At 45.9% G+C, this 21,610-nt stretch carries 21 protein-coding genes and 1 pseudogene; 5 read left to right on the forward strand and 17 right to left on the reverse strand.

Annotated elements, in window-relative coordinates; translation table 11 throughout:
- Positions 1 to 56 precede the first annotated feature (56 nt).
- The 7 genes from pucE to allC form a co-directional block, all read right to left on the reverse strand.
- The gene (gene pucE, locus AC0OMU_RS17320) at positions 57 to 578 is read right to left on the reverse strand and encodes a xanthine dehydrogenase subunit E (protein WP_003228648.1); all 522 of its coding nucleotides are present in this window, start codon (positions 576 to 578) and stop codon (positions 57 to 59) included.
- Positions 569 to 2,806 carry a xanthine dehydrogenase subunit D gene (gene pucD, locus AC0OMU_RS17325; protein WP_474241365.1) on the reverse strand — a complete coding sequence of 746 codons (2,238 nt, stop codon included), beginning with the start codon at positions 2,804 to 2,806 and terminating at the stop codon, positions 569 to 571. The genes pucE and pucD overlap by 10 nt, the downstream gene beginning before the upstream one ends.
- Positions 2,807 to 3,640: a xanthine dehydrogenase subunit C gene (gene pucC, locus AC0OMU_RS17330; protein WP_474241366.1), complete on the reverse strand. Its 834-nt coding sequence runs from the start codon at positions 3,638 to 3,640 to the stop codon at positions 2,807 to 2,809. It lies immediately after the preceding gene.
- The gene (pucB, locus tag AC0OMU_RS17335) at positions 3,637 to 4,254 is read right to left on the reverse strand and encodes a xanthine dehydrogenase accessory protein PucB (protein ID WP_474241367.1); all 618 of its coding nucleotides are present in this window, start codon (positions 4,252 to 4,254) and stop codon (positions 3,637 to 3,639) included. Before pucB ends, pucC begins: the two co-directional genes overlap by 4 nt.
- Positions 4,251 to 5,243: an XdhC family protein gene (locus AC0OMU_RS17340; RefSeq protein ID WP_474241368.1), complete on the reverse strand. Its 993-nt coding sequence runs from the start codon at positions 5,241 to 5,243 to the stop codon at positions 4,251 to 4,253. The genes pucB and AC0OMU_RS17340 overlap by 4 nt, the downstream gene beginning before the upstream one ends.
- 226 nt (positions 5,244 to 5,469) lie before the next feature.
- On the reverse strand, positions 5,470 to 6,720 hold the full coding sequence (gene pucG, locus AC0OMU_RS17345; protein WP_474241369.1) for a (S)-ureidoglycine--glyoxylate transaminase: 1,251 nt from the start codon (positions 6,718 to 6,720) through the stop codon (positions 5,470 to 5,472).
- Between the two features lie 16 nt (positions 6,721 to 6,736).
- Positions 6,737 to 7,975: an allantoate deiminase gene (gene allC, locus AC0OMU_RS17350; protein ID WP_474241370.1), complete on the reverse strand. Its 1,239-nt coding sequence runs from the start codon at positions 7,973 to 7,975 to the stop codon at positions 6,737 to 6,739.
- Between the two features lie 244 nt (positions 7,976 to 8,219).
- Between allC and AC0OMU_RS17355 the strand changes: the two are divergent.
- A pseudogene (locus tag AC0OMU_RS17355) lies at positions 8,220 to 8,340 on the forward strand (hypothetical protein); the annotation flags it as partial.
- Positions 8,341 to 8,421: 81 nt separating this feature from the next.
- A complete protein-coding gene (locus AC0OMU_RS17360) occupies positions 8,422 to 9,288 on the forward strand; it encodes an endonuclease I family protein (RefSeq protein ID WP_015483662.1) in 867 nt (288 codons plus the stop codon).
- A 33-nt stretch (positions 9,289 to 9,321) separates the two neighbouring features.
- On the opposite strand, the gene AC0OMU_RS17365 is transcribed toward AC0OMU_RS17360, so the two are convergent.
- Positions 9,322 to 10,425, reverse strand: coding sequence for an ABC transporter ATP-binding protein (locus tag AC0OMU_RS17365; protein WP_322839876.1), 1,104 nt, complete (start codon positions 10,423 to 10,425; stop codon positions 9,322 to 9,324).
- 181 nt (positions 10,426 to 10,606) lie between these two features.
- Here AC0OMU_RS17365 and frlR point away from each other — a divergent pair, with 181 nt between their 5' ends.
- A complete protein-coding gene (frlR, locus tag AC0OMU_RS17370; protein ID WP_014480777.1) occupies positions 10,607 to 11,335 on the forward strand; it encodes a transcriptional regulator FrlR in 729 nt (242 codons plus the stop codon).
- A 24-nt stretch (positions 11,336 to 11,359) separates the two neighbouring features.
- Here frlR and frlD read toward each other — a convergent pair whose 3' ends face one another.
- The 7 genes from frlD to AC0OMU_RS17405 form a co-directional block, all read right to left on the reverse strand.
- Positions 11,360 to 12,214, reverse strand: coding sequence for a fructosamine kinase FrlD (gene frlD, locus AC0OMU_RS17375; protein ID WP_015384577.1), 855 nt, complete (start codon positions 12,212 to 12,214; stop codon positions 11,360 to 11,362).
- 13 nt (positions 12,215 to 12,227) lie between these two features.
- Positions 12,228 to 13,130, reverse strand: coding sequence for a carbohydrate ABC transporter permease (locus AC0OMU_RS17380; RefSeq protein WP_474241371.1), 903 nt, complete (start codon positions 13,128 to 13,130; stop codon positions 12,228 to 12,230).
- 3 nt (positions 13,131 to 13,133) lie between these two features.
- The gene (locus tag AC0OMU_RS17385) at positions 13,134 to 14,012 is read right to left on the reverse strand and encodes a carbohydrate ABC transporter permease (RefSeq protein WP_014477910.1); all 879 of its coding nucleotides are present in this window, start codon (positions 14,010 to 14,012) and stop codon (positions 13,134 to 13,136) included.
- A 57-nt stretch (positions 14,013 to 14,069) separates the two neighbouring features.
- Complete coding sequence (locus AC0OMU_RS17390; protein WP_474241372.1) at positions 14,070 to 15,338, reverse strand: ABC transporter substrate-binding protein; 1,269 nt, start codon at positions 15,336 to 15,338, stop codon at positions 14,070 to 14,072.
- A gap of 80 nt (positions 15,339 to 15,418) precedes the next feature.
- Positions 15,419 to 16,405 (reverse strand): fructosamine deglycase FrlB, encoded by a 987-nt coding sequence (frlB, locus tag AC0OMU_RS17395; protein WP_047183145.1) that lies wholly within the window; start codon positions 16,403 to 16,405, stop codon positions 15,419 to 15,421.
- Between the two features lie 215 nt (positions 16,406 to 16,620).
- A complete protein-coding gene (locus tag AC0OMU_RS17400; protein WP_474241373.1) occupies positions 16,621 to 16,995 on the reverse strand; it encodes a nucleotide excision repair endonuclease in 375 nt (124 codons plus the stop codon).
- Positions 16,996 to 17,097: 102 nt separating this feature from the next.
- The gene (locus tag AC0OMU_RS17405; RefSeq protein ID WP_181220111.1) at positions 17,098 to 18,216 is read right to left on the reverse strand and encodes an NAD(P)/FAD-dependent oxidoreductase; all 1,119 of its coding nucleotides are present in this window, start codon (positions 18,214 to 18,216) and stop codon (positions 17,098 to 17,100) included.
- Between the two features lie 158 nt (positions 18,217 to 18,374).
- Between AC0OMU_RS17405 and sspG the strand changes: the two genes are divergently transcribed.
- The gene (sspG, locus tag AC0OMU_RS17410; protein ID WP_015384584.1) at positions 18,375 to 18,521 is read left to right on the forward strand and encodes an acid-soluble spore protein SspG; all 147 of its coding nucleotides are present in this window, start codon (positions 18,375 to 18,377) and stop codon (positions 18,519 to 18,521) included.
- Positions 18,521 to 18,796, forward strand: coding sequence for a hypothetical protein (locus AC0OMU_RS17415; protein WP_003243521.1), 276 nt, complete (start codon positions 18,521 to 18,523; stop codon positions 18,794 to 18,796). The genes sspG and AC0OMU_RS17415 overlap by 1 nt, the downstream gene beginning before the upstream one ends.
- Positions 18,797 to 19,141: 345 nt before the next feature.
- Here the strand turns inward: AC0OMU_RS17415 and AC0OMU_RS17420 are convergent, their stop codons facing one another.
- Both AC0OMU_RS17420 and AC0OMU_RS17425 read right to left on the reverse strand, forming a co-directional pair.
- Positions 19,142 to 20,896: a DNA/RNA helicase domain-containing protein gene (locus tag AC0OMU_RS17420; RefSeq protein ID WP_474241374.1), complete on the reverse strand. Its 1,755-nt coding sequence runs from the start codon at positions 20,894 to 20,896 to the stop codon at positions 19,142 to 19,144.
- 3 nt (positions 20,897 to 20,899) lie between these two features.
- Positions 20,900 to 21,238, reverse strand: coding sequence for a nucleotide pyrophosphohydrolase (locus AC0OMU_RS17425; RefSeq protein ID WP_474241375.1), 339 nt, complete (start codon positions 21,236 to 21,238; stop codon positions 20,900 to 20,902).
- Positions 21,239 to 21,610 lie beyond the last annotated feature (372 nt).

Here is a 21,610-nt window from a genome sequence, read left to right on the forward strand (position 1 = left end):
ACAACGCTTCTGCGACTTGATCGCGCTGTCTGACTGAGGCTAAAAAAGTCCGGCTCTTAAAAGCCGGACTCCAGACTACCCCCGTTCAACTCTCTTCTAATCCTGCAAGCTGACCGCATAATCCCGCCATACCCGGTACACCGGCACAAGTTCCCCGCCAGCCCTTCTTCTATATCTTTGTCAGAAGGTTGAGGGGTTTCCCGAAACAGTGCTTTAAGCGCAATTATCATTCCTGGGGTACAGTAGCCGCATTGGAAGCCTCCTTCTTCCAGAAAAGCGGTTTGGCAGATATCCAGTTCCTCTTTTTGTACGCCCTCGATTGTTGTAATGGAGTGGCCGTCCACTTGATAAGCCATGGTCATACACGCATTGGCCAGTTTTCCGTCGATTAAAATAGAGCAGGCTCCGCAGCGGCCGATTCCGCAGGACACCTTTGTCCCGGTCAGCTGAAATTCCTTTCTAAGCAAGTCACTCAGATGTGTCGTAGGAACGGCAGCAACCTCCCACTCCTGCCCATTCACGGTCATCCGGAACTGTTCCTTTTTTACAGGAAATGGCCCGGCCTCTTTTACGTCCATTGCTTCAGCCCCTTTCTGTCGATCGCTTCAAGCAGCTCTTCTCTTGAAATTGGCAGCTTGTTTATCCAGCATCCGACCGCATCATGTACTGCCTTTACAATCGCCGGAGTGATGGCGATTGTTCCGATTTCGCCAACACCGCGCGGTCCATATGCATCACCCTTCATTAGTTCTTCTATTGCGATCACCTTCATGTCAGGAACGTCTTTGACTCCAGGGATCAAATAGTGATCTAGATTTTCTGCGGCATAACGGCCGTCCGTCATTTTCGCTTCCTCCATCAGCGTATAGCCGAGTGCCATGGCAGCGCCGCCTTCAATTTGACCTCGATATCCCTGCGGACTGACAACCGGACCTGCCGCAATAGCGTGCTCACAATCTATCAATTTGACATCGCCTGTTAACAGATCTACCTCCACCTCAACGGCAGCCGCTCCAAATGAGTAGAGGAAATGGCCGCCCACCACAGGATCAGGCGTTGTTGGAAAGTCAAAGGCCGTTTCCTCTGCCAAAGGGCCTTTTTCAGCCAGCTCCTTATACGTCACCACGAGCGCCTTTGTGTTTTTGTCACGCAAGCCTGCAGCGCCGGGAATAAGGTTTTCCGCTGAACAGCCGCTCCATTCTGCCGCCCGTTTTTTCAACTGGGCTAGAAACGGCTTCTTCAAACGCTGGATCGCGTGCCACACCATGCTTGTGCCGCGGGATGCTGTGGAGGAGCCTGACTTCGGCACTTTTGCGGTATCCCCAATAACAATGGAAATATCTTCCGCGGCACAACCCAGCTCCTCCATGACAATCTGTTCAATCGCTGCTAGAATCCCCTGTCCGCATTCTTCAAATCCGAACGATGCTGTGATTTCACCTTCACTCGAAAGGGACAAACGGCCTCCTGCCGCATCCATTCGGCCATACCCCAGCCCGCCGCCGTGCATTGTAATTGCCGCTCCCGTGCCTCTTTGCAGATACCCGCAGTTCCGGTTGGTTCTTGTAAGAATGGGAGATTTAGATATGGCATTCAACACCTGTGCTGCTCCGTCAGTCGATGCAATCCGATGCTCAAGAGGCCCCAAGTCATGCGGTTTTCTGATATTTTTTCTTCTCAGCTCCAGCGGGTCGATGCCGAGCATGCCGCTGAGACGATCGAGATGGGTTTCGAGTGCAAATGTGATTTGGTTGCCGCCAAAGCCTCGAAATTCCCCCGCCACCCCGTTGTTCGTAAATACTGATATTCCTTCAGTCCGGATATTCGGAATACGGTATGGCCCCGCGGCATGCTCGACAGAAAAATCTAGAACGGCAGGCCCAAGCGTGGCGTAAGCGCCTGTGTCCGCCACAATTTTCACGTCGTGCGCCAATAGATTTCCCGAATGATCTGCACCCGTTTTTATCGTAATCTTCATCGGATGGCGCTTAATGCCAGAACGTACAGATTCCTTTCGTGTCTGATGGATTTTGACAGGGCGTCCGCTTTTCAGGGCCAAAAGCGCAGCATACGGCTGAATATTCAGCTCATCCTTCCCTCCGAACGAGCCGCCCATCGGACTTGACACAATTCTGATCTTCTCTTCAGGAATATCAAAAATACGGGCAAGCTGGAAACGGTCTTTATAGCCGTGCTGGGTTCCTGCATACATCGTAAAACCCCCGTCGTCTTCCGGAACGGCTACGCCTCCCTCCGTTTCCATATACGTATGCATCTGCCGCGGCAGCTCATAGGTTTCTTCAAGGACTGTATCAGATGCTTGAAACCCTTCTTCCACATCGCCGTTTGAAAAAAATGCGCGGTGCAGGATATTCCCGTCCTCATGCAGTCTTTGCGCATCCGGCCGAAGCGCTTTTTCTGGTGAATCTATGACTTCCAGCTCTTTATACTCAACTCGAATCAGCTCCAGCGCCGCTTCCGCGATTTCCTCCGTTTCCGCAGCAACTGCGGCGATCGCATCCCCGACATACCGCACCCTGTCCTCACATAAAACCGGCTGATCAGGGATGACAATGCCAAATCGGTTTAAGCCGGGAACGTCTTTATGCGTGACGATGGCTTGCACGCCTTCCATTTTCTCAGCTTTTATGGTGCAAACCGACACAATCTCTGCATGAGGATAAGCACTTCTCAGCACCTTGCCATACAGCATTCCCGGAAAGCTGAGATCGGTCATATATTTCAATTCCCCTGTGACCTTACCCCTTCCATCCGGCCTGACTCTTGACGGTTTGTTGATGATCATTTATTCCCCTCCCTCAGCCATCAGCTCTGCCATGATGACGTTGGCAGCGGCTTTTTTTCTGTATGCCGCTGACATAATAGCATCTGAGGAAAACGGCAGCTCATGGATAAGTGTTTTGTACAGCTCATGCGAGTCCCACCCTGGTGCCATCCATTTCGCTTCGCTGTCCAATAATCTCCTAGGAGTGATATCGGCATGGCCAGCGGCGAGACGAATGCTGCCGTCTTTCAAAAAACGTCCAGCTGCAACAGCAGCCGCTCCTGTAAAAGCCTGGCGCCTTCCAAGCTTGTGATAAAAAACACGCTCTCCCTCCGTCCGCGGGATGATGACACGCGTGACGATAGCCGTTCTAAAGTCTTCCTCACTTAGCCAAGCGCCAAGCGGCAGCCTGATGAGCTTCTTTTGATATACGATAAGCTCAGCATCAAGCACAAGCAGAAGCGGAATGAAATCACCTATTTTACTCGCTATGTTGCCGCCAATCGTGGCACGGCTGCGGATTCCCGGTGCGGCGACAGCGGAAGCAGCGTCACTGAAACAGCCAAGCGCACTCTTGATCAAAGGATTCTTTCTGCATTCATTCAGTAATGTGAGCGCACCGATCGACATATGGGTGTTACTGGCGCTGATCCCTCGCATCTCGTCAATCCCTTCAAGGCTGACAAGGTGCTGTTTCGGTAGAGTTCCTTTGTCCCACTGAAGCTGAAGAAGCGTGCTTCCCGATGCGGCACACACATCCGGAGCAAGCTTCTCTAAAAGCGAGTAGGCCTCATCAAGCTCTGTCGGCCTCCATAATTGAATATTCATCCTTGCTTTTGTCATTTGGCCGTTCAAGCCATCGCCCTCCTTACCATGTCATATTCCTCGGGTGTATCAATATCGTCCAACTCGCCGCTATCCTTTGCCTCCAAAACCGCTCCTGCTCCAAGCTGTCCGCTTTTCAGGAGTCTGCGAGCCCCTTCATCTCCCGTTAACCCCTTTACATAAGGAAAACATGTCGACGAGAAGTAGATTGGCGGGGTGAACGCCCCTAAAAACGATGACACGGCAAATGACTCAGGAGCCAGTGCCATAAGGGCATTAAGATGATCGACGGAAAGCTGAGGCTGGTCGGCTAACAAAATGACAACGCCGTCCGCCCCCATGCTTTCTGCTTTTCTCACCCCGCTGCTGACTGAATGCCCCTGACCCTTTTCTGCGTCTTGGCAAACGTGCAGGCTCCAGCGCTTTTGAAAAGGCGGAGCGTGATACGGCGCCCCTATCCACTCAAGGGAAGCATGTTCTGTCCGCTCGACGACCAGCACGTGATCAAGGCGGGACGACAGAGCAGTTTTCAAAGAAAGTGAGCCTATGTTTTCTCCTTTTAGCGGCAAAGCCAGCTTGTTTTGGCCCATTCTTCTGCTTTTGCCGGCAGCGAGAAACACGCCGATCAGATAGGGGCTTCTCATACAACCGCTATCCGTTTTCTTGTTTGAATGATTTCTGCAACTACACTTACCGCAATTTCCTCTGGACCTTCCGCACCGATTTTCAGCCCGACCGGACTGTAAAAGTGAGACGGAGGATGTTTTCCGTTCAGCAGCCGTTTCGTGCGGTTTGCCGAACCCAACAGTCCAATATAATGGAGGTTTTGAGAAAATAAGAAGTTGATGATTGTTTGATCGTGCTGATAATGATGGGTTGCCACAACAGCTGCATCATGCGGAAAAAATTGAAATTCGCTAAGCATTTGTTCCGGAAAAGCGGTGATCAGCTGATCCGCTTTTGGAAAAAGAGAGGATGTACAATAAGCGGGCCGCCAATCCGTCACGATAACAGAAAACCCTGTGTCAGCCGCCAATTTGGCCAGCGGTACAGTATCCGGACCCGCCCCAAACAGAATGAGGCGCGGCTTCGGTTCAATTCGCTGAATAAACATGTTAGTGGGTGGATCGAAATGCGGTAAATGAAGCGTTGAAACAGTACGTTGAATATCTTGCAGAGGCGCGTCCGGCCAGTTGCCAAAATGCCCGTTCTCCGTCAGAAATAAATAATGGGAGGATCCAATCTTTTTAACGGAAGTGACAGCTTTGCCTGAATGAAGGCAATCCCTCACTTTCTCATAGTGCCGCCTTTTTTCCTGAGTGATTCGCTCTGCATGAACATGAATAATGCCATTGCACCCGGCTCCCATGCCCCAAGAAAGATCGTCCTCCGACCGCATGTCGTAGGGAATCAGCGTTGGTGTGAGCTGATCGCCCAGCGCACTGATTCTTTGGATTACATCTTCTTCCACACACCCGCCGCTCAGCAAGCCAATCCGTCTGCCATTTTTCTTAAAGAGCATAGAGGCGCCTGCTTTTCGATACGCGGAGCCTTCCACTTGAACAATTGTCGCCAGTACAGCCTCCTCCTGGTCTTCCAGGAGCGCATCTAACATCGTGTTAAAATTCCCCAATGCCGCATCCTCCTCTCGAAAATTGCCGTGAGAAACAACTAGTTCAGCGTGATTTTATAGGTAACTTGTATAAAGAATAGACGATGGAAGAAAAAATGACTCATGATTTGTCAGAAAATGAAACACATAGAAAGAGGATTTGTAAAAAGAGTCAAACGAAGAAAATTAGATTGGAGAAAACACGAAATCATATCTAAAAAGCTTGCGGAGTTCCGCAAGCTTTTCTTTACACCGCTGCCTGGCGGCCAGCGTTTTCATACACATCCAGCGCTGCTTGGAGCGCTTTTCCTGCTTCGATTCCTGCGTTATGTCTGAGAAGCACAGCCTCTAACCCGGCAAGCACGAATAGCACGTTTTCTTTTCTGCAGCTGTACCCCATCGTGCCGATTCTCCAGATCTTCCCTGCGAGCGGGCCGAATGAGCTGGCGATTTCAATACCGAATTGTGCCAGCAGCATGCCACGGACAGACTCGCCGTCAATGCCGCCGGGAATTTCGACACAGGTGACAACAGGCATTTTGCAGCTGTCATCTCCAAACAATCTTAGCCCCATTGCCTTTATCCCTGCTGCTAATGCGGCTTCATGGTGCCGATGCCGCTCAAAACGCGCCTCAAGGCCTTCTTCAAGCACCAGTCTGACTCCCTCACGTAAGGCGTACAGCATCGTCGTCGCTTCTGTATGATGATTGAGCCGTCTTTCGCTCCAATAATCCTCAAGCTGGCTCAAATCAAAGTAGTTGCTTGTGATTGGCCGATTTCCCGAAAGCGCTTCCCTTTCAGCTTGTGACGCAATCCCGCGTTCTACCTTTTTGCGAACTGCAATCACGTCCGCCACCCGCTCATTATATGTAATCGGCGCCATTCCTGAAGGCACAGACAAACATTTTTGCGTTCCGCCGATGGCAGCGTCAATCTTCCATTCATCGACTTTAACCTCGCAGCCCCCAATCGTTGCGACTGCATCGACGATAAACAATGCATCCTCGGTGCGGCAGGCTTCGCCGATGGCTTTCAGCGGGTGAATCCGTCCTGTCGATGTTTCTCCATGCACCATTGCCACAATTTTCGGCTTCACTTTTTTTATCTCCCGTATGATGTCCTCCGGGTCAAAAACCGTTCCCCATTCGCACTCAAGCATATGAACATTTGCCCCATATCGCTCTGCGATTTCAGTCAGCAAATAACCGAAACGGCCGTAAATGGGAATGAGCACATCATCTTCCGGCTCTATGACACTAGCCAGCACTGCTTCAATTCCCGCCCTTGAAGTGCCGTCAATCGGGTATGCCCAGCGGTTTTTTGTTTGGAACAGCTCCCGAAGCATCTCCATCGTTTCATTCATAATACCTGTAAACGCCGGATCAAATTGGCCGACAACCGGGGTGCTCATTACTCTTAATACACGCGGATCAACCTCAACAGGCCCTGGCGTCATAATCGTTCTTAACGGGGTGCATAATTCTCTTCTGCCTGACACAGCCATTCCTCCTTTATCAGTAAGCCAGTTTGTATAATAAATCAGTCAGTGCGCGGACGCCGATCTCAAGCTGTCTGGCTGACGTATATTCCTTCGGTGAGTGGCTGACGCCGCCTCGGCTTGGCACAAACAGCATACAAGCAGGATAGCGCCTTCCGATCATTTGCGCGTCATGCCCTGCTCCGCTCACCATTCCCTCACAGCTGAAGCCGTTCTCTAATGCTGTTTCAAAAGCCGCAGCCTTCAGCCTTTCGTCCATCGGCACAGGCTCTATCCGCATATATTCATCAATCACGGCGCGAATTCCTTTTTGATGGCAAATGCCATTGATCAAAGCAACCATGTCTTGATGAAACTGCTCCAGCACATGCTGATGCTGATGGCGAATATCGATTGAAAACTGGACGCGGCCCGGTATGACATTGGCTACATTGGGCTCTGCCGTTATTTTTCCGCATGTCAGACGGAGCTCCTCCGGCAGCTCCTCCGACCGCAGCAGCAGCTCATGAATGATACGGCTGCTGGCTGCGAGCGGGTCCTTGCGCCATTTCATGGAGGTGGTTCCCGCATGATTGCATTCCCCCTCCAGCGTGACGAGATATCGCCTCTGCCCCGCAATGCTTGTCACAATCCCGAGATCCCGTCCTGACATTTCCAATGTCTGTCCCTGTTCAATATGGAGCTCAACAAAAGCGCTGATATCTGTCCGATATGCTGCCTGAAACACACCTTTGCCAAAACCGTTCTCATGCATCGCATGTTGCAGCGAGACTCCTGATTCGTCTCTTGGCTCTGCGCCATCCTGTAATGAAAAAACACCCGTCATATTCCCTGATCCCCAGTAGGTCATTGGAAAACGGCTGCCCTCCTCCTCACATAAGGATACCGCTTCGAGTGTTTTTTTCGGCGATCCATATGTCTCTTTGAGCCGCTTTATCGCAAGCATTGCCGCCAGAACACCATAGGCGCCGTCGTATTTTCCCCCATTGATGACAGTATCGATATGTGAACCGGTTACAATGACTTCATCCGGAGACTGGGTGCCCGAAAGCCTTCCAAACACATTGCCGACATCGTCGAATCTTGTGTCAAGCCCGAAAGAAGACATTACCGTTTTCACAGCAAGCTGTGCGTCCATCCACTCTTTTGTGTATAAAAGCCTCGTTACGCCGCCATCCGCAGACGCACCGTATTGGGCGAGCCATTCAATATAATCTGTGATGCTGTTTTTTACTGAAAGCTTCTGCTTTTCCATGTACTCCCCCCTCTGGCCGCTATGGTGACTTCATTATAGAAGGAGGAACATGATAGTTCATTGACAGATTAACCAAAAAAACGTTTATTTTTTAGTCACAGTATCTATCCAGCAACCAGATTCACCCTACATGTCACAACTATTTTGATGTAAAGGTCAAAAGAAAACACGGTTAGGAAGAGAGCCAGCAAGAGCGAAAGAGAGGGTCAAAATGCCTTTCATATGAACAAGCTCAGCTTGCCGGAGAGGCGATGTTTGCGGTACGGATGAAAACGGAAATGCCGGCAGCTCGCAAAAAACAGAACCTAAAGATATGGGAACAGGAGATTTCCGTCTCCTCCAAAGGGATTAATTTACAATTTTAATGAAAAATATACAAAATGACACTTCTATCCTTTATTTCAATTTTAGATAATAGACATGATCTGATAAAAGGAGGGCAAGTGATGACAAAAAAAGCATGGTTTCTGCCGCTCGTCTGTGTATTACTGATTTCCGGATGGCTTGCGCCGGCAGCTTCAGCAAGCGCGCAAACCGCATTAAGCCTTAATGACCGATTGGCGTCTTCCCCTTCAGGGACAGGAAGCCTTCTCTCATTAGCCGCCCCCGCTGCACCCTATGCTGACACAGATACCTATTATGAAGGGGCTGAAGGTAAAACAGGAGACTCGCTAAAAAGCACCCTGCACCGTATTATCAGCGGACACACGATGTTGTCCTACAGCGAAGTGTGGAGCGCGCTGAAAGAAACGGATGAAGACCCGAGAAATCCGAATAACGTCATCCTGCTCTATACGAAAGAATCGCGGTCCAAAAACCTGAACGGCGGCAATGTCGGCGATTGGAACCGCGAGCACGTCTGGGCGAAATCCCATGGCGATTTTGGTACGAGCAAGGGACCTGGTACTGATATTCATCATTTGCGCCCGGCTGATGTTCAAGTGAACAGCGCCAGAGGAAATATGGATTTTGATAATGGCGGCACTGAATATGCGAAGGCACCCGGAAATTATTATGACGGCGATTCATGGGAGCCCCGCGATGATGTGAAAGGCGATGTTGCCCGCATGCTGTTTTACATGGCTGTCCGTTACGAGGGTGATGACGGCTATCCTGATCTTGAGCTTAATGATAAGACAGGCAACGGCTCAGCTCCTTATCATGGCAAACAATCTGTCCTGCTCGAATGGAATAAGCAGGATCCGGTTGACGACCGCGAGCGGAAAAGAAATGAAATCATTTATGAAAAATATCAGCATAACCGCAATCCATTTATCGACCACCCTGAATGGGCGGACGAGATTTGGCCGTAAGAAAAAGGTGCTCCTTTTTAGGAGCACCTTTTTCTAATACACAGCCTCTTCCGTTTCCACATCGAAAAAGACGACGTGGTCCATTTTCACTGAGAGCTGGATTAAATCGCCTGCATCGATTCGCGTGTTTCCGTCCAGACGGACCTTGAGCCGCTCATCCCCAGCCATGACATGCACTATGAGCTCCGAGCCCAAATTTTCATTCACTTCCACCTTCGCTTGAAACACTGAATCAAACAACTGGTCATTTCCTGTCATTTGTGTGATGTGCTCCGGCCGTACACCGGCAATCATCTGTTCTCCGGCATATCCCTTTTCCTTCAGCCGCTTTGCTTTTTCTTCAGGAATATGAAGCCGGATCGAAGAATTTGTGAAAAACAGCTCGCCATGCTGCTGTTCTATGATGCCTTTCAAAAAGTTCATCCCAGGAGAGCCAATGAAGCCTGCGACAAACAAATTGGCCGGGTAATGATAAATGTCATGAGGTTTCGCCACTTGCTGGATTTCCCCTTCATTCATGACGACAATCCGATCTCCCATTGTCATTGCTTCGGTCTGGTCATGCGTGACATAAATGATCGTTGCCTCTAATCGCTGGTGCAGCTTGCTGATTTCTGTCCGCATCGTCACTCTTAGTTTTGCATCCAGATTAGAAAGCGGCTCGTCCATTAAAAAGACCTTCGGCTCCCTCACAATCGACCTGCCAAGCGCCACCCTTTGCCGCTGCCCGCCGGAGAGCGCCTTCGGTTTTCTCTTCAGCAAATGTTCAATTTCTAAAATTCTAGCTGCCGCATGAACCCGCTCGGCAATTTCCTGTTTCGCCATCTTTCTGAGCTTTAATCCAAACGCCATATTATCAAAAACCGTCATATGCGGATAAAGCGCATAGTTCTGGAATACCATCGCAATATCACGTTCTTTCGGCGGAAGATCATTGACCCGCTCCCCATCAATAAGAAGATTTCCTTCAGAAATGCTTTCTAATCCAGCCACCATCCGCAGCGTTGTTGATTTTCCGCATCCTGACGGCCCCACCAGCACCAAAAGCTCCTTATCCTTTACATCTAAATCAAAGTCCTTCACGGTTAATTGTGAGTGATATGATTTTTTGATGTGTTCAAATGTTAATGAAGCCATCAGAAAAGTCCCCCTATCTTTTGACCCGTTATTTCGTCACTGGAAACAACTTGGTCTTTCTGTTATTTTTAGAGTAATCGATTCCTATTTTTGCTATATTTCTAAAATAAAAAATGTAAATTTGTATTATAACGTCATAATACATTATAATATAAATAATAGGTTAAAAGGAGGCTACTCTTTGTTAAACAACGGAAGTTCTACACCTTTATACATTCAGCTAAAACAAATCATCACTGATGACATCAAAAAGGGCGTGTATTCCCCAACCGCCAAGCTGCCTACCGAAAACGAGCTTTGCACCAAGTATAACGTCAGCCGCATCACCGTCAGGAAAGCCATTCTCGATTTAGTCGAAGAAGGCTATCTGATCAGGCAGCAGGGAAAGGGAACGTTCGTTAAAAGCCCTAAATTAAAACGAGAGCTGATCGCTGTAAACGGCTACTCGGAATTTATGGAATCAACCGGCAAAAAACCGAAGCATCATGTGCTGTCCCATGACATCATTCCAGCGTCAAAACCCATCGCTGAAAAGCTTCAAATCCATCCCGAGAGCCCTGTCGTTGAATTAAAACGGATTTTATATAATGATGATCAGCCTCTCACCTTTGAAGTGACGCATTATCCGCTTGATTTGTTTCCCGGCATTGATACCTTTATTGCTGACGGCGTCTCCATGCATGATATTTTGAAACAGCAGTACAAAGTTGTACCCACGCACAATACGAAGCTATTAAACGTTGTATATGCCCAACAGGAGGAAAGCAAATACCTGGATTGTGATATCGGGGATGCGCTGTTTGAAATTGATAAAACGGCTTTTACATCAAACGACCAGCCAATCTATTGCTCATTGTTTTTGATGCACACAAACCGTGTCACTTTTACCATCAACAGCCCCTACACATAACAGGCATAAAAAACGAGACACTGCTTATAGTATTCTCGTTTTTTCACTGCTTCCCCCGTCCTCCAAGCGATAAGGATAGCCATAGCCGAAAGCACCGTACACACCGCATGTTTTCGCAGCCGTTTCGGCGGCTTGGCGCAAAGCGTACGTTATATCCTGCTTCACGCAAAAGGCAGTCAAAAAGCCTGCTATAAAAGAATCTCCCGCTCCAAGTGTATCTATTATATCAGTTTCCACAATCGGCTGATGATAGACTCGCTCACCCGCAGACAGGATTGCTCCTTGGCCCCCTCGGGTCATACAAACCATTTTGGCTCCGTACCCATGAGCTGTTTTGGCAAGCTCACCGCATTCCGACTCACTCAAATCGCTTCCTGAAAAAAACGCATACGTCACATAAGGACAGACCCTCCTCAAATAATCATCCTCCCGATTGGTTGAAAAATCAAATGAGACAGGGACAAGCCCGCACAGCTGCGGAAGATCGTTCTCAAGCCTGCTGTACACGCTCGTATGCAGCAGATCATGCCCGCTGATAAAAGATACATCTTTCTCCTGAAACGCGAGGCGAAGCCGAGACTGAATGCCGCCTTTATTTGATCTGACAAAAATGCGGTCCCCCTGTTCATCAAGGGTGACAATCGCCATCCCGTTTTCTCCGTGCGCCTGGCGAATATAATCTGCATTAACCTGCTCCAGCTTGAGAACGTTCAACAGATGCGCCGCGGCTTCGTCATTGCCGACGATTCCGATATAGGAAGACTCATGCCCGAGCCGCTTGGCAAGCACAGCAACGTTTAAGGCATTTCCTCCCGGGTAAAATGTTTCTTGATCCTGGTAGTAATCTACAACATTATCTCCAACCGCAATCAATTTCATAGCGCTTCCTCCTTTATCCTTTTACACTGCCGCTTGCAATCCCGCGGACAAAATATTTCTGCATCAATAAAAATAGAATAATAATCGGCGCGGCTGAAATCGTTAACCCCGCCAGCAGGACGCCCCAGTCTGTCTGCAGCGCGTCTCTGAACTGCATCAGCCCGGCTGGAATGGTCCGCAAATTCTCATCATCTATGAAAATAATCGCAAACATAAACTCATTCCATGTATGGTAAGCCGTCAAAATGCCGGATGTCACCAAAATCGGCACGCTCATTGGTAAGAAAATTCTGAAAAATAATCCAAAACTTGTACACCCATCCAAATAGGCCGCCTCCTCCAATTCTTTGGAGATAGAAAGAAAATAAGAGCGGATCAAAATGATGGTGAATGGGATCCGATAAGCCGCATACGGCAGGATTAACGCCCAATACGTATTGTACAGGCCAAGCGACTGAATAATAGAATAAAGCGGCACAAGACTGACCTGCGGCGTCAGCATCAATCCGCCAAGACATAGCACCAAAAAGAATCCTTTTCCTTTAAACTCAAACCGGGAAAGGCCATACGCTGCCCATGCACTGATAAAGACAGTGATCACACACGTCAGCGCCGTAACGATGACACTGTTCATAAAATAAGAAGAAATCCCCTGGTTCCAGGCGGAAACAAAATTTTCCGGATGCCACGAAGACGGCAGCGACCAGCTGTGCTCAAAAATATCGTCAGAGTTTTTAAAGGCGCTCATCACCATCCAGAGAAGCGGATAGGCAATCGCAATCAGATAAAGAAACAGAAAAACCCACACAGACGTTTCTCCGATATACCATTTTCGTCTAGGCTTTCTTTTCACCTCAATGTGCTGGTCAGGTACAGGCTCCAATCTGAACGAATCTGTCTTCTTCTGAGGCAGCATCAGTTACTCCTCCTTTCCGGTTTTAAAGAACTTCATTTGCATGAGCGATAATGCAAGCGTAATGATTAACACGACAGTGGCAATCGCTGAGGCGTAGCCCATCATATCCTTTGTAAAGGCGCTTTTATATAAAAACGTGCTCAAGACTTCTGACGCGTTTCCCGGCCCGCCGCCTGTCAAAATGTACGGCTCATTAAATACTGTAAAGGCCCCGGTCAGCGTCATGACCACCGCAACAAAAGACATCTCTTTCGTCTGGGGAACAGTAATATGAAAAAACTGCTGAATTTTACCAGCGCCGTCAAGCCGGGCCGCTTCATACAGTTCATCCGGTATTTTTTGAATCGACACGATGTACAGCATCGCAATATAACCGACAGATTGCCACTGGGACACAAAAATGACAGAAAGCATAGCTGTGCTGTCATCCCCGAGCCAGGCCCTCGTCAGCTGATCAAGACCGATTGCCTGAAGCAGCTGATTCAAAAGCCCTGTCTCCGGATTGTAAATAAAATCAAACAAAAGCGCGATCACCGTCATTGAGATGACAACTGGCAAAAAGAAAACGGTACGAAAAAACGGCGACCATTTTCTGACCAGCTTATCCTCAAGCACCGCCGCCAAAATCAAACCGCCAAATACCTGGCATACAATTGAGATCACTGCATAAAGCACATTATTGGTAAGTGCCTGATAGAAGACAGGATCATGAAATAATTCAACATAGTTTTTTAAGCCGATAAACGTTTTTTCCGGAGAAAATGAGCTCCACTGAAACAGGCTGAGGAATACATTCTCAAAAATCGGGATATAAACGAAAAGTAAAAAAACGAGAGCGGGCACCAAAAACAAATAGGGGATTATTTTATTCTGATTGACCAAGGGTATCTCATCTCCTTTATAAAAAGAAAAGGTGCGAAGATTCACCTTTTCTTTGATTTATTCAGCTGACGCCCTCACCTGCTTCGCTGCCTTTTGAACGGCTTTCATCACCTGCTGCGGTGTCATGTCGCCGCCAAGCATTTGCTGGACGCCCGTTAGGTACGCATCTGCGACTTCAACATCGACATCCATATCAAACCATGGAACCATTGATTTGGCATCAACGATATGCTGAACGGCTTCACGCTGAATAGCTGTTGCATTTTCTTCAGTAGCCGTACCTTGCACTGCACTGTATTTCCCGACATCTTTCACGAGCTTTTCGCCCATTTTTTTCGACGTCAAGAACTGCAAAAATTCCATCGCTTCCTTCGGATGTTTTGTTCTTGAGGAAATCATGAATCCTTCCGGCGCTCCCGTTAACGCTTCTGAAGATCCTTTTTGTCCGCTGATTTCAGGGAATGGGAACATCCCCAGATTAACCGGTTCAACCAGCTTGATTTCCGCTGTTTCCGCATATATCATCGCCGACTTTCCGCTCTTAAATTGCTGTCTCACATATTCGTGGTCGACGGAGTTTACATGTTTATTAAAGTAAGGCATCAGCTCTTGAAGCTTTTCAAGTGCTTTTACATAGCCTTCATCAGTAAATTCACCCGTTTTGGCGTTATAGTCCTTTTCCCGTGTTTTTTCATCGACCATCCGCTGATTAAGCGTGCCGATATAGTGCGAGATTGTCCAAGTCGCCTTTGTTCCGAAGCTGATCGGTGTGTAGCCATGTTCTTTCAGCTTTTTTGACACATCGATTAATTCATCCCACGTCTTCGGGGGATCAAGATTCAGCTTTTGGAAAATGTCTTTATTATAGAAGAATGATTTAGCGTCCATTTGCCACGGCACGCCATATTGCTTGTTTTCATAAGTAAATGGTGTAATTTGCGATTGAACGAGCTGTGATGACCAATCGATGTCATTTTTGTAGTAGGACGAGAGATCAAGTGCTTTATTGCCTCTGATAAATTTAAAAGCAAACTCATCGCTCCAAGAGAAGTAAATGTCAGGAGGGCTGGTGGTTCCCAGCATGACCTTAATTTTATCTTTATAGGAGTCATTTAAAACGGCTTCAATTTGAATATCGATATCTGGGTGTTCTTTTTCAAATTCCTTAACAACCTCTTCAAAATAACTTTTTTCCGGCTCCTTTGGCCATCTGTGGAAAAATTTCAATGTCACCTTTCCGTCCGCTGAACTGCTTTGGCTCGAACAGCCTGCGATGGTGAGCATACTGACAGCTGCAATGATCAAGAACAACAACATTTTCTTCAAAGGGTTGGCCTCCTCTGGACATTAGACTATAATGTTATATAACATTATAGTCTAATGCATAATGGTTCTTCATTTTCAGATCAATACTCAACTTTCCACATGTATCTTCTATGAGATAAAGGATGATTTCTCGCCTCTGCCAGCTCGTCTGCATAGCTTCTCAGCACACGATTGAGAACGAGCGGAGCAAGGTAGCCTTTAACTGAATCGTCAATTGCAGTGAAGTCGTAAGATGCAGCATCAAGCACAGTGAGCTTTTTGCCATACTTTTTCGAGAAGGTAAGCGCCCGCTCTTCAAGAGATCTTGTTTCATCTAAACCGAGCAGGATGATAAACGGCACGGATTCATCAATAATTTCAAACGGTCCGTGAAAATATTCTCCGGCATGAATGGCGTGGGAATGAATCCATTGCATTTCCATGAGAATGCAGATGCTGTAGGAGTAAGCGACACCGTAGTTTGCACCGCTTGCCATGGTATAAATAATGCTTTCTTTTTCATGGGCTTTTGCAAATTGCTTGGCGTTGTCAGCTTCCTGCTTAAGGGCTTTTTCATATACAGCCTGCAATTGATCCAAGCCTTCAATTGCTTGTTGGAATTTCGTATTGTTTTCTAATACTTGCAGGGTTCCAAAAACGATTTGATACAAAACGCCATAGTTTGTATTGATCGCAAGCGCCTCATCACCCCAATCGTACTGGGCAACATATTGCGCTTCCTGCGCTAAAGGAGACTCCGGTTTAAACGTCATCGCAATCGTAAGTGCGCCCTTTCCCCTTGCAAACGCAGCAGCTTTGACTGTCTCCGGGGTATTTCCCGAATGCGAGCACAAAATAACAAGAGACTTTTCACCAAGCTGAACAGGATTGCGCTGAATAAATTCGTTGGCGCTGTAGAGGTCGGAGTTTATTGATTTTGACTCTCTGTCAAACACATACTTACTCGGATACATAATGGCAGAAGACCCTCCGCATGCGACAAAGAATACATGATCAATGGTTTTCCCTTTCAAATCCTGCAAGAAAGCTTGAACCTCACGATTTACTTTTGCTGTGGCCTGACTCAAATCCTTCACTCCCCGTTTTTATTATATAACGTTATATAACATTATATATTGTTATATTAAAGTCCGCGGGTAGGATTGTCAACATTATTTTCTGAAATTTCTCAATAATTTATTCGAATGATAGACAAAGGGTCTATAAGCGAAAAAATGCCCAAATCAAAAGCCAGAACTTGACTTAAGCTCTGGCTTCGCTGTTCAATCCGCAGACTGACGTCTTATTTAAAAAATACCTTGTCTATATTGTACTTCGATTGCTGTGTATTGATGATATATGTTTCGTAAATCTCTCTTTCCATTGGATCATCAACTACACATACCTCAATTTTATATACTTCATCTCTGTGATGTTTGATCGGTGAAACAGTGTCTTCGAAATGCTTCTTAATTCTCTGTCTTAACTTTCTAGCTTTACCGACAAACAGCAGCTCGTCATGAATGTTGTAAAACATAAAAATGCCGCCTTTGTCCCTTGGGATCTGGTGAAAGTCGATGAATCCGTGAATCGGTTTTATCTTCGGCTCGTTATCATTAGCTGACTGCTGTCGTTCAGTGATGGTAACATTCGGTGCGGGTATATCAATTTTTATCAAAATCAGTTCACGTCCTCTTTTTCATTAAAGATAAATGCTAACACATACAGAAAAGAAAAGCTAGAACAGCTTTATTATATTTGTTTGTTATGCTCTTACTTATTATGCAAGTGCTCCGGCTGGATTATAAGGACTAAGGTCTAATTCTGTCTGCTTTCCGAGAACTAGCTTTGCGAGCTCTGCACCCAAGAACGGCCCCATCGTCAGTCCAGAAGCACCCAAACCGTTTGCAGCGTACAGGCCTTGAACATTCGGCACGGCCCCTACGACCGGCAGAAATCCCGGTGTAAACGGCCTGAAGCCCACTCTTGTTTCAACAGCAGCCGCATCAGCAAGACCCGGTGCAACGGCTAACGCTTTACTCAATACTTCGTGCTGGCCTCCGGCTGTCACACGAAGATCATCAAGACCGGCATCGTTTTCGTGTGTGGCGCCGGCTACAATTCTGCCGTTATCAAACGAAAGAATGTACTGATCACTCGGCGGCATTACAACCGGCCACGATCCTGTATCTGCATCTGTCATTTCAAAATGCATAATCTGCGCTTTTTGAAATGACACTTGAAAATGAATGCCAAGAGACTTCAATATCTCATTGGCCCATGCTCCCGCCGTCACAATGACCGCGTCAGCCGCAAACTGCTTTGCATCAGTTTGCACGCCGGTGACTGTTCCGTTTTCAAAAAGCAAAGACGCATTTCCTTTGATGACTGTTGCGCCGCGTTTCTCTGCAGCGCTTAAAAGCGACCGGCACAGTGCTCTTCCGTTCACACGGGCGGCACCGCTGATGTGAACCGATTCATAGCCGTCAGCTAAAATCGGAAACAGCTTTTTCGTTTCACTTGCAGACAAGCGGGTAATGTCGCCGATTTCCGGCGCATCCTCCCGTCTCTTATATGCCCTTTCCTCCATTTTATCGAGTTTAGACGCATCAGTATGAATGCTGATGGCACCGACACGTTTGTATCCTGTATCCGTTTCACCGTCTTTTTCCAATTGATGGATTAAATCCTTATAGTACCGTGCTCCCCCCTTAGCAAGCTGGTACCAATCCTGATTACGGCGTTGCGAGAGCCAAGGACAGACGATCCCCGCCGCCGCATCAGTGGCTTGTCCCGGCTCTTTCCGATCAATGACAGTAACGCGAGCGCCTGATTTTGCGAGATGATAAGCCGTCGACGCGCCCAGAATCCCTGCGCCGACGATGATGTACGATTTCATATGCAAACACCTTTTCTATTATAATGTCTATTCATTTTACCAAATCAAATGCTTTCCTTCGACCTTTTGCCCTAATGTGGAAAAACCGCGAAGTTCGTCCAATCTCTTTACTCTCCTATCGAATATCCTGTCACTATCAATAGAGAAAGGATGATACCATGAGCGAAAATCGTCATGAAAATGAAGAAAACAGACGCGATGCGGCAGTCGCAAAAGTCCAAAACAGCGGTAATGCAAAAGTCGTGGTCAACGTGAATACAGATCAGGATCAGGCACAGGCGCAGTCACAAGACGGAGAAGACTAATGAACGAAAACATCATTCCTCTCAACAGACATACTCAAGAGATACCCACTACTGAATCTGTTATCAAAAACAGCGGCAACTCAGAGGTCCATATCGACATTCACATTGATACAATGCCAATTGCTTTTGCTATATTATGCTCTGCATTAGCCGCAAAGCAGATGACAAAAGAGGAATTCGATATGGCTTATACTCAATTGCGAGAGATGAACAGAGAAAATAACAGCAGATCATCTGTAAAGCAAATTATCAATCAGGAGACAGAAGAAGAGTAAAAAACCGCGGGCCCTGTGGCCAGCGGTTTTTCTTCTGCATACAAAAAGGACGCGACTGAAAACCAGTCACGTCCTTTTTTATGAAGGAATTAACCGAATGAACTTTAATTAATCGTAAATAATACAGTTATAATTTTTGATTAGAATTCACCAATAAATCGTTTAGAAATATGGTTATTTCATGCATTGATTACTCCTATACAATGTGAATAAGGTTACCCGCATGTATCGTCGAAGACAGCTATTGTGACTTGGCTCAAATAACCCAGCCAATCCTAAAAAGATAAGTCCTGAGAATACTAGTTAATAGTTGTAAAAAATTTGAACATGCAAAGTATCAGATACTTATTTAATCTCCAATATTTCCTTCATATACTTTTTAAATGCTTCATTCTTCCAGAATCCCAGACGAATCCCGTCAATTCCTCTAGTCATCAAAATATAGTAAATGTTCAACACAAATAAGGTAAACTCTTGTGCATTTTTAGGGCTTTCATCGTCTTTTGAGAACTTACCGTTTACATTATGAAAATTCTCTGGATTACCGAATAACCGACCCTTTGCGTCGACTTGCAGATCATTGCCGATTAAAACACCGACTTTATTCAAATCGATTCCCTGAACTGCGAAGACAGAGCCAATCTGATCTTCGGCATCGGCATCCTCTGAAAAAACCCAATTTTCTTGAGTAGAATTCCATCTTCGTTTGATATTCCCTTCATGCCAATGAGTGATCGAATGGTCTTTGCCATCAGCCTGCTTCCAAGGTTCAACTAATCCACCTAACACGCGGTTTATGTGTTCAGGATTGAAATTTCTGTCTTCTTCTACCCAATCAATCAAATTCTTTAAAGGTTCTGTTTCAAAATATCCAAAATAAGCATCTGCATCATCATCATGAAAAACCGCTCTGTTAAAATTCGGGTTAAAATTCGTTGCTTCTTGTTCTAATAGACCTGTATCCTTATACAAAAGATATTTTATGCCATTTACGAAATCCTCTGATGTATAGTTCTTGCCTTTTGGAGCTTGAATTCTAAATTGCGTTGTTAAGTATCTCTTTTCAAAATCTGTGGTTGCTTCCTTAAATTGCGCACGTGTCATATTGGCAGGGCGAATAGCTTGCAATACATCATACATTAACACAATTTGACGACCTAATTTTTTTAAGCACTCTAAGTGGTTCTCATCCTGTGCAAATCTTCCTTTATACACACTATTAAAAGATGCCATTTGCTTTGAAAATTTTCTGGAAAGCTTATGAGATTCGTCAACAATTACAATATCATAATTTTCATCGTCATTAATCAACTTTGTCGAAGTAGCAAGTGTAAGGTTATTGTTGTTCATTCCATATACTCTAAAGATTTGCTTTGCCGTTTTAATCCAGTTAGGCTGCAAAACGACTGCTATTCTATGATTAGGTTTATCATTCAACAGCTTAGCGACCAAATGAGTCAGTAGCACGGTTTTGCCAGTACCTGCATCACCATTAATCACAAAGCTTATATCAGGATTTGATTCAATCTCATCTAGAATGTCCATTTGCTGTTCTGTTATTACTTTGATTGGGCTATATTTGACCAGTGCTTCATTGCGCAACTTCTTTAAAGTCGGTGTGCTTACCCATCCATTAGGGTATAGCTCGTTTTCCCAAAAAGGCAAAACAACTTCTGAAGCAACCTTTTCTTGGTCTCGATAGGCATTGACGCTGATACCCTTATTTCCATTAGTAATGTCATCATTGTCATAATGAACCAGTTGCTTTCTAGAGTTTGAATTCTCTGCCTTAAAGTATGTGATTAGCTGGCTTTCGACATCATATAAAGCTGTACCACCATCTAAATAAACTGAACAAAGAATAATCACTTGGTCGAAATCTGCATTATTAAATCTTTCATCTTCACCATTGTAGTGTTGCTTATTCCGCAAAGTAAATTGTTTCGTTTGTCCAATGTAAATCTTTTTCGACTTCGACCCTTTATAGATATAAACGACATTGCCATTTTTAAGGATATTTTGTTCAGGCTGACGAAGTCTATCGAAACCATCCAATTCTCCATTTTTCACTTTCAATGTTATACATTTGTACTTAGCCATTGCTTAATCCATCTCATCCAGTTCATTATATTTCTTTTTTTGACCAAAGCTTTTGGGAACTGGATATTTCCGGGCATTTTTATTTAATTTTTCGGCTATGATTTCATCAATATCAAATCCTAGATTATCAGCCATCATATAAGAGTAAATCAGCACATCTGCCAGTTCTTCTTTAAGTCGTTCAAGATTTCCCTTGGATTCCTCTGGTGTTTTCCATTGAAATAATTCCAATAATTCATTGGCTTCTAAAGAGATGGAAATGGCCAGATCTTTTTCATTATGAAATTGCCGCCAGTTGCGCTCATCTCTAAATTGATTAATCCGCTGCATTGTTTCACTCATAATAATTCCCTTTCATTCCTTCCAGAAAATGTTTCCTTATCTCTTAATTATTGAACCAGATATAAGTTTCTTTTCTAGCAATCCTTCCATATTTATGTACATATTTAGTTTATGTTACGAACCTTTCTTCTTCAACTATCCTGCCCCGTTAATTCAATATAAAGAGCAGCTAAATTAAATAGCTGTATAAGAACAGAACTAACATAAAGCTTCGGGGGTCGAATATAGGGGCCACACACTGTCTTGTGCTTGAATGAGGTGCATCCCTTCCCTGATTTATGTATCGAAAAGATTGGGGCATAAAAACAACAAGTGAAACCATCATATAATGGAAAAAATCGAACAGGATGAACTTGCAAAATTCGCATCTTA

The sequence above is a fragment of the Bacillus sp. FAU18 genome (assembly GCF_056033885.1).